The organism is Saccharicrinis sp. 156 (assembly GCF_050589685.1).
Classification (GTDB): domain Bacteria; phylum Bacteroidota; class Bacteroidia; order Bacteroidales; family Marinilabiliaceae; genus Saccharicrinis.
Map to the genome: position 1 here is coordinate 211,664 of NZ_JBNGOS010000006.1, position 14,683 is coordinate 226,346.

Here is a 14,683-nt window from a genome sequence, read left to right on the forward strand (position 1 = left end):
TAATGACAGACTCAACAATAATATCAAAAATATGGAACCTCGCTGGTGTGCTTCGTGACGATGGCGTAGGTTATGGCGATTACCTGGAGCAAATCACGTATCTGTTATTCTTAAAAATGGCAGATGAATTAAACAAACCACCATACAATAAAGGTTTGCAGTTTCCCCGCTTAAAGGATGTGGAAGGCAATGAAATAAAAGACGGTGAGATTTGCGACTGGGAAACCCTATCGAGCAAACGTGGTGCAGAATTAGAATCGTTCTACTCGCAATTGCTTCGTAGTTTAAGCACCGAAAAAGGAATGTTGGGGCAAATATTTACCAAGAGCCAAAACAAGATACAAGACCCTGCAAAACTATCGCGTGTCATCAACATGATAGACGAGGAGCAATGGTCGATGATGGGTGCCGACATTAAAGGCAAGATTTACGAAGGTTTATTGGAAAAGAACGCTGAGGATACTAAGTCGGGCGCAGGGCAATATTTTACGCCTCGTGCTTTAATTAAAACCATGGTGGCTTGCGTACAACCAAAGCCATTAAAAACCATTGCCGACCCTGCATGTGGCACAGGGGGTTTCTTTTTAGCTGCTTATGATTGGATTGTAGCCAACAACCAACTCGACCGAGAAGAAAAGGAGTTCCTGAAAAATGATACTTTCCATGGAAATGAGATTGTTGCCAATACACGCCGTATGTGTTTAATGAATATGTATTTGCACAACATTGGCGAGATAGATGGTATGAGCTTTATTTCTTCAAATGATGCGTTGGTTTCTGACGATGGCAGTCGCTACGATTATGTATTGGCTAATCCGCCTTTCGGTAAAAAAAGTAGCATGACCATTACCAACGAGCAGGGCGAAGCCGAAAAAGAAGATTTAAGTTATAACCGTCAGGATTTTTGGGAAACAACTTCCAACAAACAGTTGAACTTTTTACAGCACATAAAAACACAATTAAAAATTACTGGTGAAGCAGCAGTTGTTTTACCTGATAATGTATTGTTTGAAGGTGGCGCAGGCGAAGAAGTCCGTAAGCAATTAATGTTGACTACCGATTTACATACTATTTTACGCTTACCGACTGGATTATTCTATGCGCATGGCGTAAAAGCAAATGTATTGTTCTTCGATAATAAACCAGCCAGTAAAGAAGCACAAACCAAAGAAGTGTGGATTTATGATTACCGTACCAACATACATCATACGCTTAAGAAAAAGCAAATGACTACGACTGATTTAGCCGACTTTGTTAAGCTGTATAATCCTGACAATAGACACAAACGCACAGAGACTTGGAGCGAAGAAAATCCAGATGGTCGTTGGCGCAAATATGCCTATGAAGAAATTTTGGCAAGAGATAAAACCAACTTGGATATCTTCTGGCTCAAAGACAAAAGCCTTACCGATTTGGATAACCTACCTGATCCCGATATTTTGGCTGGTGAGATTATTGAAAACTTAGAATCGGGATTAAGCAGTTTTAAGGGTATAATGGAAACAATTAATGGAGAAATTTAAAACTACATATACTGATATTTCTGATTGGCAAATTAATATTTACCAAAACACTGGAGGTACGCGTAGTAAAAAAATAGCTCTACATCCCGACACAAATAAAGAGTTTTTCTTTAAAGGTTCAAAAGAGTTGGATACGGGAGAAATTCGTTATCCAACAGAGTTTTGGTCTGAAATAGTATCTTTGCGGTTTCAAAAATTAATGGAACTAAAGTGAAAGCAATTAGCAACATATACTTAGCTTGGCGTAAAGGTAAAGGGAGTCGAAGAATCATCGTTGGCGTTATTAAAAATAATGTGACTGAAGGAACTCGCTTTAATTATATTGCTGAAGGTGTAGAAGAAGCTAAAAAGTTTGGCTTTACTTGCTATGAAGGTTTTCCTGATACTACCAAAGAATATTCAGAAAACGTTATCAATATTTTTGGTCAGCGTATCATGCGTTCTGAACGTAACGATATAGACGATTTTTACACTTTTTGGCAGATAGATAAAAAGTATAAAGACGATAATTTTTATATGTTGGCTTATACACAAGGTTTACTACCTACGGATAGCTTTGAATTTTTGGCTGATTTCAATCCAAAGAAAGGATTATCATTTATTTCAGAGATTGCAGGGTTGTCAAAGTTAGAGTTACAACCAAACTCGCTAAAATGCGGCGATGAGCTAACTTATCAATTGGAACCAACAAACGACCAAGACAATGATGCTGTAAAGCTATTTAAAGAAGGAGAGTTCATAGGGTACGTAAAGAAAATACACTGTCGTGTGTTTAAAAGAGCAAAAGGCACTATTAATGTTATTGTTCATAGAGTAGAGCAGAATGGTAAGATAAATAGAGTTTTTATACGTATAAGTATTTAGTCTCTTTCGAAATAAGGAAAATCATCCTTGAAAGATTATCATACATCTTTGTGAGTAATCTGGCAGGATACTACGTTTTGCTTTAAGATAAATACTCACAACTATCTAAAGTTTCTGGAAGATATATCTGATTTGCACCAAACCTTAAGAGGAAGTCCTGATAAGTCTGGGGTAATCCTGATGAACCTGACATCACCCTGTGGAGATATGAAAGCTTCCTTTGGCATTTTAATAGGTCCTGTGGATAGTTGGCATGGTTCTAAAAGTTATTCATGCTTTCCTCCTTATAAAACAAAGCATCCTCCGACTTTTTTATGCTGTCCTCCCCAGGGAGGACGGGGGGTTTCTATGGGAGGACATGGTATATCGCCGGGAGGATAATGGTTAACAGAGGGAGGGTGAGGAAAATTTGACGGAGGGCAGGACTCATGTTGGGAGGGAAAACCAAAAAACAGGGAGGATAATCATAGGGGCCATCCCTTTGCTGCGGCAAAGTACTTTCCCCCGGTTTCAAGACCGAGGGAAGAATTTAAAGTTTACTTTGTGAGATATAATAACTTTTTAGTCGAAAGCTATTTTAATGTTTCTTGTCTCGATTGTACTTACTGATATACCCTTGTATGCGTTTTTCATCGCGCCAGAACAGGTATTTACCGCAATCCCTGATTTCATCCACCATTTCTTTCAGCAAGGTGTACATTTGGTTTCGGATGGTGAGGGTTTCATTGGATTCCCTTTTTTCACCATTGGCCAGGGCACGCAGGTCGGCCATTTCACCGCTTAAAGTATCGGCGGTTTCAATTAATGAGGCATCAAAATGAATGGCTGTTAACTCATCCGGATATTTACGGGCCAGTGCGGCCTCATCGCTTAAATCCTGTATCATATCTGCATTGCCAGCGTCTTCTGCAATATCAGCTACTACTTGCAAAGCATTTTCGTTTTTGCGGTAAGCATAGCGGAAGGTGTGAAGCAAGCGGTCTCGCAGGTCAAAAGCCAGGCGTGCCTCATTGGCCCATCGTTCTTCGGCATCTTTTCGGGCCTGTAATTCCGTCATCCACAGGCTTTGGGCATACCTGCATGCATCGGTGGCTGACTGAAGTTTCTCAAAGATACGCTCAGTAAGACCAGCTTGTATTAAATCATCTTTGTCTTTGCTGGCCCATACATACAGGTCTTCAGCTTCTTGCAGGTAAATGCCTATGGGCATGTAAGGTTTTTTTAATCTCTCATCGGTAACAACTTGTGCTTCCGGTAAAATTGCGTCATACGAATTTTTCGACATAATTTTATATTTTAGAGGTTTATACTGCAGATAACCTTGGGCCTGCCTCTGCCGGAACTGTTCGTCAAAACTCAACCGGTGGAGAACCGGCCTTTGGGTTATCTGTTTGTTAAAAATGAATGGATAATATACTATATTATTATGAACAAAACAAATAATATAGCTCTATAATGATTGGTTTTCCGATTAATCAGGTCTTTTATTCTATTTTTCAATGGCATCATGGCCTTTGATAAAAGTCTATCGCAATTCATCGCTTAATGAATATTCTGCAACGAACTTGTCTTTCGAAGATGGCCTTGTACAGGTTGATGCTTCGATAAAAGAATCAAATTTTACGCGTGCTTACCACAATTACAAGAAAGGGGACTTTACTAGGTGGAGAGAGGAAATGGAAAAAGTGATTGCATAAAAATGGCGATCACACCGTATAAATGATTCTTGAGACGATATCCAAAGCGGTTAGTTTACCACAGCCCGGTCTATCCTTATACACACAGCCTGTATCTAAATTGATCACTTGTGCCCCTTTTTCTATGGTCCATTTGCAAGTGTTGAAAGTAATTGGCGTATGTCCATGAATAATGGTTTTTCCCTGAAAGATCGGATTGGTGTAGTTTCCCTTTCTTGTCCACAGCATCTGATGTTTCTCGTTCAAGGGATTTGTGCTTTGGTCATCAAACCCGGCATGCACAAAAAGATAGTCCCGATAGCTATAATAATATTCCAACCCCTGAAAAAAGTTGCAATATTGCGGGTTTATAAATGATGTGAGTCGCGGCGACGATTACATCAAGCCAAATACAAATTTATGCATGAATCAAAATTTGACGCCAAAATCCTTTGATAAGTGCATATAATTAACAATATTTATACAGCTTAATAATTAAAATTTAATACAATGGCAGATATAAAATTTAGAGTACATGCGCATAGTGAAAATGCCACCAAAACAGTTGTAAAAGCAAGAGGTTTTGAAATGATCATTGATGAACCGGCTAACCTGGGAGGCACCGACGAAGGTGCAAATCCTGTTGAATATGTTCTGGCTGCTTATTCTGGCTGTATTAATGTGATGGCACACATTGTAGCCAAAGAACTTGGTTTTGAGTTGCGCGGCATGGAAATTAAACTTGCGGGAACGCTGAATCCGGCTCGTTTGTTTGGACAGTCGTTTGAAGAGAGGGCCGGATACAAATCCATTGAGTTGACCATGATCCCTGATTGCGATGCGGATGATGCTACCTTGGAAAAATGGAAGGAAGCCGTTTGCGACCGTTGCCCCGTTTCTGACAACCTTAAAAATATAACACCTATCGAAGTTAAACTAAAGCAATACAAGAAAAGTTTGTCTTAACCGGACCGCAAGCTAAACTGTAGCCTGTTTTTTATAGCCTGCGTACAGTAAGGCTTTATCATTATTCCCCAAGCTACCCGGCAAAAAGGAAGAAAAACAACAAAGATATATTCCGGCTATTATTAGATTAAAGCGGATGTTTGTTAAAAAAAAAGGTTGAAACCGTAAGATTTCAACCTTTTTTGTTGTCCCATTAGAATTAAATATATTGATGCCGAACCAAATCGTTAAAAAGTTATTCTTCACATAAAGTTTATATTTAAAGGTGTACAGATGCATTTGTGGAAAAGTATATTTCAACTAGTTCAATATAATTGCAGAGCATTAGGGTATGATTTTTAAAAGTCATACCCTGATTTTTTTTACCTTCGCATCCTAATTCAATAGTATGGGAAAAGTATATTTTTTAGTTAAGAATGATTGTGATGTATAAATAATACCGACCACCACTACCACAATCCACCTTAAGTAAGAGTGACTAGATACGGTCCAGCTCCTCATAAGCCAATACTATTATTGGCTGTGATTGATATGTTTGAGCATGCTGCCATCGTGAGCCAATAGATTATACCATCAGACGAGTCGAGTGTGCGTATGCAGTAAACATAGATTTTGTTGGTTAAGACCAATCATTTCCCACTATTGCACTTCCCTTCTTTCATCTGAAAAAGCGGGATCTGGGTGTTAGTAATTTTACAAGTGAAAAGTATACCTGTAATCCAAAACAATTCTATCTGAAGTTATCGGGGTTTAGAGGCATCGAAGGAAATTAGGTATTAATATTGTTTTTATACGTCCCTTTTCTAAACAGAATAAGCTCTTAATTATATGAAAGTTAATATATGAAAGAAGTAGGATAAATGTTTTTTATTAGCATTTTTATAAACTTTTATGACAAATATTCGTACATTCGAATAAATAAAACCAACACTACACGCAAAATATTATAATAACAAAACCTGAGAACGACACTAAATGAAAGCCAAACAACTAAACTATTCATATTTTACCTTCAATTTTCTTATTTGTATTTGTATACGTTCTAATGATTTGCAAATCAAAGCATCACATTTTTTAAGTTCGAGCTAATCCTAAATCTTTTGATAAAAGGATAATATAGCTACTACTAGATTAAATATAAAATTAATCTGCTTGGCGAAGCCTTTCATATATCCATTTTTTTTATTGACATCATCGATATTTATCATCTATTGATTTCCTTATTAAAGGTAATATCAAAAAATGTAGAAAGCTTAAAGAGTGGACTAGTTATAATGGGTACGGGTATAACTAAGAATTTTAATTGTTATAAAAAATATTATTAAATAAATTATCAGGGATTTAATATCTCGTTCTAAAAATATATTAATATGAGCAAACAAGGCAAAGTAATAGGAATTGATTTAGGAACAACAAATACAGTTTTTGCAATTACGATAGACAACACAGAAATTCTTCAAAATTCAGAAAATGAGGATTTAACACGTTCATGTGTATCATACACCAATGGAGATATTAAAGTTGGGACATCAGCGCTAAATCAGTTAAAAAGGTTTCCCGTAAATACAGTTCTATCGGTGAAAAGATTAATGGGTGGAAGTATCGAAGATGATATGGTTCAAAGCATGCTTAATCATAAAGATTATTACCAATTTAAAATAGAACCTCTAAGGCAAGGTACAAATGATGCTGTAGCCATTAATATTGATGAAAAACAATATACGCCTCAGCAAGTATCTGCAGAAATTCTAAAGAAAGTTAAGAAAGATGCAGAAAATAAAGTTGGTCAAGTAACTCATGCAGTTATTACTGTACCAGCCTACTTCACTGAAAAGCAAAAGGCAGCCACCAAACAAGCTGCAGAGTTAGCTGGTCTAAAAGTAATAAAACTATTAGCAGAACCTTCGGCTGCTGCAATTGCATATGGAGAAGAGGAAATAAACAAGGACGATAGTAAAACAGTATTAGTTTATGATTTTGGTGGTGGAACCTTTGATATTTCAGTACTATCTATTACTGGTGATTCAATTCTAGAAGAAGGTACAGGAGGTGACCGTTGGTTAGGAGGTGATGACATAGACCGTAAGTTAATGGACTATGTGCTTAGTAAGGTAAGTGAAGAGTATGACATAGAGGACATAAATAGTATGATAGAAAACCTTCCTCTAAAAAAGAAATATAAATTTAAAGATCAACTAAGAAGCGAAGTTGATAAAGCTAAAAAAACCCTTTCTGCCTCTACTTCAGCAAATATATTTATAGATGGCACTCTTGAAGATGAAGATGGTGATGACATTGATATTGACATTAATGTTAGTCGATCAGATTTTGAGGAAGTTATTAAGCCTATTGGAGAAAGAAGTATTCAGCTTATTGAAGAACTGCTAGCGAAAATGGACTATGAAGAAAACATGATTGATTATTTTCTCATGGTTGGGGGGACCTCTTCTATTCCACTTTTACAAAATATGATGAGAGAGCGTTTTTTGGCAGAAAAAGTAAAGGTTGGTAAAAAACCAATGTTGGCTATTGCTGAAGGTGCAGCGAAATTAGCAAAATCTTATGGGGCTATTGAAGATACTGAAAATGTTGAAGTGGCAGAAGGTGATGTAATGGTTTACACGGCGACCAATCACAATTATTTCATAGAGATAACAGATAGTGACGGCAATACATCACTGGACAACATCATTGAAGAGCGAATGCCGACACCTTTGGAGGAAACAAAAACCTATAAGACTGTATATGAAAACCAGCAATTCATGCACCTTAAAATATTCTGTGATATTGAAAATGGTAAATACAAGCTGGAGACACAAGGTTATGTAACACTTGACCGGGATGATCTGCCAAAAGGTAGTGAAGTGGTATTTGACTTTAAAATCGATGGTAATGAGAATTTTGATATTACAGCCACGGTGCTAGGTAAAAGTAAAAAAATCACATTATCGCGTGGTAATAAGGATAGTAAAGCATTTTTAGAGATAGAAAAAGCGTTTGAACTGCTGAACTCTGATGGTTTTCAGGAGGCAAAGCGTGAAGGATTTATGACTGATATACATAAATCAATATCGAAGATTAATGATGCAGGTACTATTGATGATGACCATATGTTATGGGATGAAATTATAACAGATGTATCTAAAGCTAAAACAAGTCTCCAGCAAAATGAAAACATGTCTGAGGAGAATTATACTATTTTGTTGGCAACGATAATCATTAATGAATATCAAAGGTTCATTGAGCCACATGCATTGGCAAATATAAAAAGAATGATTGCAGAAATAAGTTCTAGCAACACGCCATCTATTGAAGCAGATATGATGATTGATATTAATGAGTTCATTAATAACCATGGGTTATTTTTGACACATTATGTATTAAATCTTTCAGCAGATAACCTAAGGGATTCAAATCCTGAGGTTTCTAAACGAATCGCAAATTTATTTCACTTGGCTCAGGATGCATTTGAGCAAAATAATTTCGCAGAAGCGAGAGCATACATAGATGAAGGTTCAGAATTAGCTGAGCAGTATGGTGCAACAGTAAATGAAGTTACTGGCGCAGGAACAGAAATAGGTAACTAATTTGTTTTTGTAAATGAATTGTCCAATATGCAATATGGCAGGTCTAACCAAGGGGGTTGAGACCTGCCCTCAATGTGAAGCTGATTTAAGAAGTTATAACCTATTAAATCTACTAATTACGAACCAAGAAGAGAGTTCGGATAAAGAAGAATTAAAGAATCCAAAAGCGGTTAAAACTAGGAAAATATATGTTTATGCTGCATTTTTCATTTTAGTTGTAATGATTTCCTATTTAGGAATACATCAGCACTTCAAAATAAAAAATAAGGATGAAATGATGATCGCATTACATCGTGAAAAAGACTTGCTGAATCAGCAGTTAACATCTCAAGAAACAAAGAATAAGGACTTAAAGCAAGAACTTGAAGCAGAACGAATACAAAAAGAGAAGCTGCAATGGGTAACTGTGAAAATTAAATCCGGAGATACATTCAATGAGCTTATAAAAGGCATACAATCTGAAATGCCATTTGAGGAGCGTAAAAAGCTAATTATCGAAAAAAACGGCATACTTGATACCGATTTCATCATTAAAGGAGAGTCAATAGAAATTATTAAATAATATGCATCAATGACAGTTTTTATAATTATATCATTAATAGCCTTCTTAGGAGTGTTAGGTTGGATATTATCAGCAAACTACAGAATATTAAAAAAAGGAATAAGTCTTTTCAATTCAAAAAGGTATGATGATGCATTAAGTATTTTTACTGAATTAAAAGAAAAAAAATACGATAAAGCACTAGCTTGGTTGAGTAAAACATACTTTGCTATTGGTGAAACTCAATTTGAGAATAAGCAATATGAAGCAGCTATTCTCTCATTTGATAAATCAAGTGAGAAAAATGCTAAATCGTGCTCTGATAAAGCTAAAGCTCACATACTGTACCAACAAGCACTTCCTTTCTATGAACAAGATGATTATAAAACTGTAATTAGCATTATTGACAATTTCCCTTGTGAACCTGCGCAAAGCTTATATCAAAAATCACAGGCTCATATCAATATAGAATCCTACAACGAGCTTTATCAATTAGATACAATTGATGGGTATAGAAGTTGTCAGGAACTTGCGGAACAAATTGTTAGTGCCTTTCCTGAAAGAAAATCCATGTTGGATAATGCAAAAGGTGAAATAGCATATTTGGAGGGAATTGAATATTATCAAAACAAGCAGTTTACAGATGCACTAGCTTGTTTTAAAAAATCGATTGAAAAAGAAGAACTTAAAGGGTGGTTAAGAAAATCCACTGATGAAGTTATTTTTGAAAATGGCTCTGTTCAATTTAAAGAAAAAGAATTTCTGAAAGCACAAGACTCTTTTAGAGAAATCACCGAAGATAGTCACAAATACGAAGCGGCTAATTTGGCTATTGCCAATTGTCAAGTGGAATTAGACTTTATAAAAGGAGTAAATCATTTTGACAATAAGGATTATAATGAAGCTGCAAAAGTATTTAAGTCACTTCTGGAGGTTCACGCTAAAGCTTCAAGTTGGCTGGAAAAAACTAATAACGAAATTGAATTATTAAAAGGGATTAGGCATTTCGAACAGGGGGAACTTCAAAACGCTCTAAATACTTTTACAGAGTGTAAACATCAAGAGGCAGAATTATGGTTGGTCAAAACAAATGATGAGATTAAGTTTGAAAATGCATTAAATTGCTTTAACGAAAACAAATTCGGAGAAGCGCTCAGAATCATTGATTCAATTGTCAATGAACTACCTAAGGCCTTGAGCTTAAAAAGTGACTGCGAAAGAGAGGTCGAATACTTGCGTGCGGAGAGTTATTATGAAGAAAAAAACTTCACAGAATGTCTGCCAATTTATTCGGCGTTGAAAGATGATTTACCTAAAGCAAAAAAGAAGCTGACTAAATTAAAATCAGAAATATATGCTTTTGCCAAATTACTTGAAAAAGAATTTAAGTATAACGAAAGCATTGAGCTGTATGATTTAATATTAAGTTTTTATCCTAAGCATAAAGTCGCAGCAGATATTAACTGTCGTAAACTAATTGTTAAAATTAAACTGAATCAAGAAGTCACTATTGAAGAAATTAATGCTACATCAATCAATGATGTAACAGAAGCATTGACTGATGATTTAAAATATAGATGGTTGGTTCAAAACTACCAGAAAGGGGAATTTGAGACTGTAGCAAAATATCTTCCAAAGTTATTTCCAGATTATAGAACTCAACAAGCTTTAGATAAACTAATTAATGAGATTAACCTATTCTATCACAAAGTTATATCGGATAAAATTGAAACCTTGAATAGTATTTTACGAAATGATTTTTCGTATGAAGAAATGAAGGAGGTTTATGCAAAATTTGAAGAGTATTATCAAAAGGTTCTTACAGAAATAGATACCATTTTAGAAATGCCTATTCTAGAAGGAATTGAAATTAAGTTTCTGAATAAAAATTTAGGCAACCTTAAATCAAAATTATTTAAGGAACTTGTTAATACTGGGATTCATGAAGGTGACTATACCTTTATTTTCAATTTAATTAAGAAAGAAGATATACAATACTTTAGGAAACACAGTTTATTAAACAATGTTGCTATTTGCTGTTTTCAGCTTGTTGCGAATGGCCAATTAAACACTAAGCACTATAAGGAAATAATTTCTACTTGGTTATCAAGTGTATATTTAGATGACTTAATGATTAGCTCTCTTGAAAATACCTCTTGGGATGATGAGCACCAATTTACGATTGAGGGAACAATAGGCTGGCTAAGTGATAAAAGTTTATTAGATGGTGTAGAAAACATATCAGTGTCTGGCACAACTAATGCAATCTCTATAAAAGAAAGTCAAACAGCTTTAGTGAAAAGTTTTGAAAAGGAGATTTCTGCTTATAGTGATGATAAAATTAAAGAGTTTTATAAAGAGGAAGCAGAAGCAATCACAGAATTGATAAAGCGAAAAAATACCTTTAATAATAACTATATAGCTGCACCTTACTTTACACATGCATATAGTCTTAATAAACCGATTGTTGATAATTTGATAGCACTATACAATGAAGATAATAATGAGCTCAATTTACTAAATGTAGCTTCTAAGTATGTGAACAGTGGCTATAAACCCGAATTGATAAAGGATTTCTTGAAAATTTCAAAAGGGGAAGAATCGTTATTGGATGCTTATAGAAATCTAAAACCAACAAAGAATGACAAGATTAAAACAGCTAAGATGCCTTATAATAAGTTTCCAGTAATGGCGACTAATTTAGAAAAACAAATCATTAACATTTTTACTTCACATAAAGAAAAGCATCAATACAGCGAACAGTTATGGGATAATACATACCAACTATTTTCAGTATTACCGAAAAGTAAAAAACTTGCATATTCATTTGCTGATTATACTAATAGACTGGTTGTGAAATTTCATAACAATAATGAAATTAATGGCACAAAGGCTCTAACCTATCTAAATAAGGTTTTAAAATGGGAAGAGGATGAACAAGCTAAAAGAAATGCACTTCAATTCATTGCTACATTTTTGTTGCAATCTGTGGTAGAAAAAGGTGGGAAAATTTCTCAAAACGATAGCAAAGAAATTTTTAGGTACTTGGATAAATATCCTGCTCATGATGATATAGCAGAGTTTTTATTACCGGGTATGGTTGTTAAGAATTATCAAATAGAGAAATTTTTTAAAGAAATAGAATCTAAATATCCCGGTAAAAGTTGCTATAAGGAATTAAAAGCCAATGTAAAAATGCAACATGCAATTAAAAATATTAATGAATCAAAGTGGGATTTAGAGCGAGCGTTTAATACATTTCTCGATGGTATGGAAATAGCGGTTACCAATATATCGTACGAAAATATGGAACCTCTATTCAATGCAGTATTTCAAGAAGCTTTTCAAGGGGATATTACTCAGAGTAAGTTTGAATCTTATATTCGAAGAATAAAGAGATTAAGAAATCGACGAATATTAAATACCCTAAACCGTATTTATAACAATGTAATAAGTGAAATTGGTATTACGAATTATCAATTCCATTCACTTATCTCTGATGTTGAAAACGGCAATACATACGGTTATCAACCGGAGGGAATAAGAATGGCCAGAATAATAATAGCTTTAAAAAATGCAGCGTAACAATGAAAAATCCATACATAGTATTGGGAATAAGCCCAAATGCGACTAAACAAGAAATACAGAAAGCAGCTATTATAAAGCAGCGTGAGATTATCAAGACAAAAGAAATTAAACCTCAGGAATTAATGGAGTATAAAAAAATGCTATTAAGCCCTGAAAAACGATTAATGGCCGATTTTCTTTTTCCAAGAAAGATTACTAGCAAACGAGTTAAAATGAATAAAATTAATTCGCTTGAAATCGAAAATAGTTTAGACCCAATTGATAATAATGCCTTTGATTCTTTATAAATATGAGTAATGAAAATAAAATCAATCAATTAAATCAATTAGTTGATTTAAACTTAGAGAACGAGAAACAACTTTTAGCACATAGAAATGAAATAAAAACTCTCCAGCGTGAAAAAGATGAGGAGAAAAGGAAATTTCTAATAAGCGTTATTGAGATGGTAGATGCTTTTGAACGTAAAGAGGAAAATTTACATAAAAAGCATGAAGAGGCTGATGCTAAAAAGATTATTAAAAATTTCGCAATTGTTAAAAAGAGAATGTTGAATGTTTTAAATGATAATGATGTTTCTGAGGTTGAGCTAAAGCACTTTGAAATTGATAGTTCAGTAGTAATGATTGTTGATACAGTAAAGGATGAATCCAATAGAAATGATTATATCGCTGAGGTGCTCAAGAAAGGCTATAAAATAGGTGGTAATATTTTAAGACAGGCAGAAATTATTCTAGTTAAGAACGAATAATTTTTAATTAGGAATTAAGTTGTTTAGTTAACTCGTTGATATATCATGAATCTTAATCAGAAAGCAAGCAATGTTTTAAGTGAATCTTTCTCAAATCTTCAAAAAAGACAAGGTAATTTTACAACTGAAGAAATTGAGGCAGAAGTTATCAATCAAGCATGTAAATACATTATTGAAAATCATAGAGAAGATTTGAAGTCAGTGCATGATATTAATCAAATCAATTCTGTGATAATGAAAAACATGACCTTTCAACCCTATGCGCTATCATTTATTAATGCAGCATCTAAACTTTTTCCCCATCAGTATGGTGAGGCAGAGAGAAAAGCTGCCTTTAATAGTATTTATTCCAATATTTCATGGGCAGAAATGTGGGATTATTTAAGGGACTATTTTTTGAAAAAGCATGGGACGGCAATTGACAACGTTACTTCAGAACCTTGTATTTTTTATTCCCAACGTCATGAGCGTTTTGAGCAAGGTTTTAAGGTAAGTGAGTCAGATGTTGAAAGAAATGTCAATGTGAATTTTTTTAACGACCGGTCAGAGGTTATTATTAGTATAGAACCAACACTTTCAGCAAAAAAAGCGCATTTAGTTAGTTCACAAAACGGAGTTTTGAATTACACAGGAGCAGATCCAGATTATCTATTTGAACTTCATCTTGATACATATGATGAAATTGAACATTTCATTCTAGAATTGCCAAACAGACATTTGAAAATACATTACGATTAACCAATAGTTTCGTTATGTACAAATAGAAAATTTAACTACAAGCATAACTTCTTGAATATATATTCGGTTATGTTACAGTTTCGGATACTTAATGAAATTCAAAAACATGAATAATTTATTACTACTATTAGTAACTCTATGTATGACCATTGGCTTACATGCTCAAACGCACAAAGAAATTGAGTTTTCAACCCTAGAAGGTCTCTATGGATATTCCGGAGCATGTTGACCCCCTTCCCAAACGTTGGTTAAGGTTGTGTTTTAGCATGACATTCCGGCGGATGTTGACCCCCTTAAAATGTTTTTCGAGGAATAAAGTTGCTCCGGGAGCAAAAAAAACGGAGCATATTGACCCCGTCAGCAACAGCTGCTTTCAAAAAAGCGGAGCATGTTGACCCCTTGGATTTAGGTTTAAGTTAATTAGTGGGATTAACTACTAATTTGACACTGAT

13 protein-coding genes are annotated in these 14,683 nt (G+C 34.6%); 11 read left to right on the forward strand and 2 right to left on the reverse strand.

Annotated elements, in window-relative coordinates; translation table 11 throughout:
- The first annotated feature begins 2 nt into the window (after window positions 1–2).
- From ACRD64_RS05245 to ACRD64_RS05255, 3 genes are read left to right on the forward strand one after another with little or no spacing between them, the layout of a single operon-like run.
- Window positions 3–1,523, forward strand: coding sequence for an N-6 DNA methylase (locus tag ACRD64_RS05245; RefSeq protein ID WP_430932176.1), 1,521 nt, complete (start codon window positions 3–5; stop codon window positions 1,521–1,523).
- Entirely contained in the window at window positions 1,510–1,737 is a 228-nt protein-coding gene (locus tag ACRD64_RS05250) for a hypothetical protein (protein WP_430932177.1), read from the forward strand. The genes ACRD64_RS05245 and ACRD64_RS05250 overlap by 14 nt, the downstream gene beginning before the upstream one ends.
- The gene (locus tag ACRD64_RS05255) at window positions 1,734–2,387 is read left to right on the forward strand and encodes a hypothetical protein (protein WP_430932178.1); all 654 of its coding nucleotides are present in this window, start codon (window positions 1,734–1,736) and stop codon (window positions 2,385–2,387) included. The genes ACRD64_RS05250 and ACRD64_RS05255 overlap by 4 nt, the downstream gene beginning before the upstream one ends.
- Window positions 2,388–2,964: 577 nt before the next feature.
- Here the strand turns inward: ACRD64_RS05255 and ACRD64_RS05260 are convergent.
- A complete protein-coding gene (locus ACRD64_RS05260; RefSeq protein WP_430932179.1) occupies window positions 2,965–3,672 on the reverse strand; it encodes a hypothetical protein in 708 nt (235 codons plus the stop codon).
- Between the two features lie 214 nt (window positions 3,673–3,886).
- On the opposite strand from ACRD64_RS05260, the gene ACRD64_RS05265 reads away from it, so the two are divergent.
- Window positions 3,887–4,084 (forward strand): hypothetical protein, encoded by a 198-nt coding sequence (locus ACRD64_RS05265; RefSeq protein ID WP_430932180.1) that lies wholly within the window; start codon window positions 3,887–3,889, stop codon window positions 4,082–4,084.
- 9 nt (window positions 4,085–4,093) lie between these two features.
- On the opposite strand, the gene ACRD64_RS05270 is transcribed toward ACRD64_RS05265, so the two are convergent.
- Window positions 4,094–4,402: a hypothetical protein gene (locus ACRD64_RS05270; RefSeq protein ID WP_430932181.1), complete on the reverse strand. Its 309-nt coding sequence runs from the start codon at window positions 4,400–4,402 to the stop codon at window positions 4,094–4,096.
- Window positions 4,403–4,573: 171 nt separating this feature from the next.
- Between ACRD64_RS05270 and ACRD64_RS05275 the strand changes: the two genes are divergently transcribed.
- The 7 genes from ACRD64_RS05275 (at window position 4,574) to ACRD64_RS05305 (ending at window position 14,231) form a co-directional block, all read left to right on the forward strand.
- Window positions 4,574–5,029 carry an OsmC family protein gene (locus ACRD64_RS05275; RefSeq protein ID WP_430932182.1) on the forward strand — a complete coding sequence of 152 codons (456 nt, stop codon included), beginning with the start codon at window positions 4,574–4,576 and terminating at the stop codon, window positions 5,027–5,029.
- 1,370 nt (window positions 5,030–6,399) lie between these two features.
- Entirely contained in the window at window positions 6,400–8,616 is a 2,217-nt protein-coding gene (locus tag ACRD64_RS05280) for an Hsp70 family protein (protein ID WP_430932183.1), read from the forward strand.
- Window positions 8,617–8,650: 34 nt separating this feature from the next.
- Window positions 8,651–9,178, forward strand: a complete 528-nt coding sequence (locus ACRD64_RS05285; protein ID WP_430932184.1) for a hypothetical protein — start codon at window positions 8,651–8,653, stop codon at window positions 9,176–9,178.
- Between the two features lie 9 nt (window positions 9,179–9,187).
- A complete protein-coding gene (locus ACRD64_RS05290) occupies window positions 9,188–12,742 on the forward strand; it encodes a tetratricopeptide repeat protein (protein ID WP_430932185.1) in 3,555 nt (1,184 codons plus the stop codon).
- Window positions 12,743–12,744: 2 nt separating this feature from the next.
- Window positions 12,745–13,032, forward strand: coding sequence for a hypothetical protein (locus ACRD64_RS05295; RefSeq protein WP_430932186.1), 288 nt, complete (start codon window positions 12,745–12,747; stop codon window positions 13,030–13,032).
- 2 nt (window positions 13,033–13,034) lie between these two features.
- A complete protein-coding gene (grpE, locus tag ACRD64_RS05300) occupies window positions 13,035–13,493 on the forward strand; it encodes a nucleotide exchange factor GrpE (RefSeq protein ID WP_430932187.1) in 459 nt (152 codons plus the stop codon).
- Window positions 13,494–13,538: 45 nt separating this feature from the next.
- Complete coding sequence (locus ACRD64_RS05305) at window positions 13,539–14,231, forward strand: hypothetical protein (protein WP_430932188.1); 693 nt, start codon at window positions 13,539–13,541, stop codon at window positions 14,229–14,231.
- Window positions 14,232–14,683 lie beyond the last annotated feature (452 nt).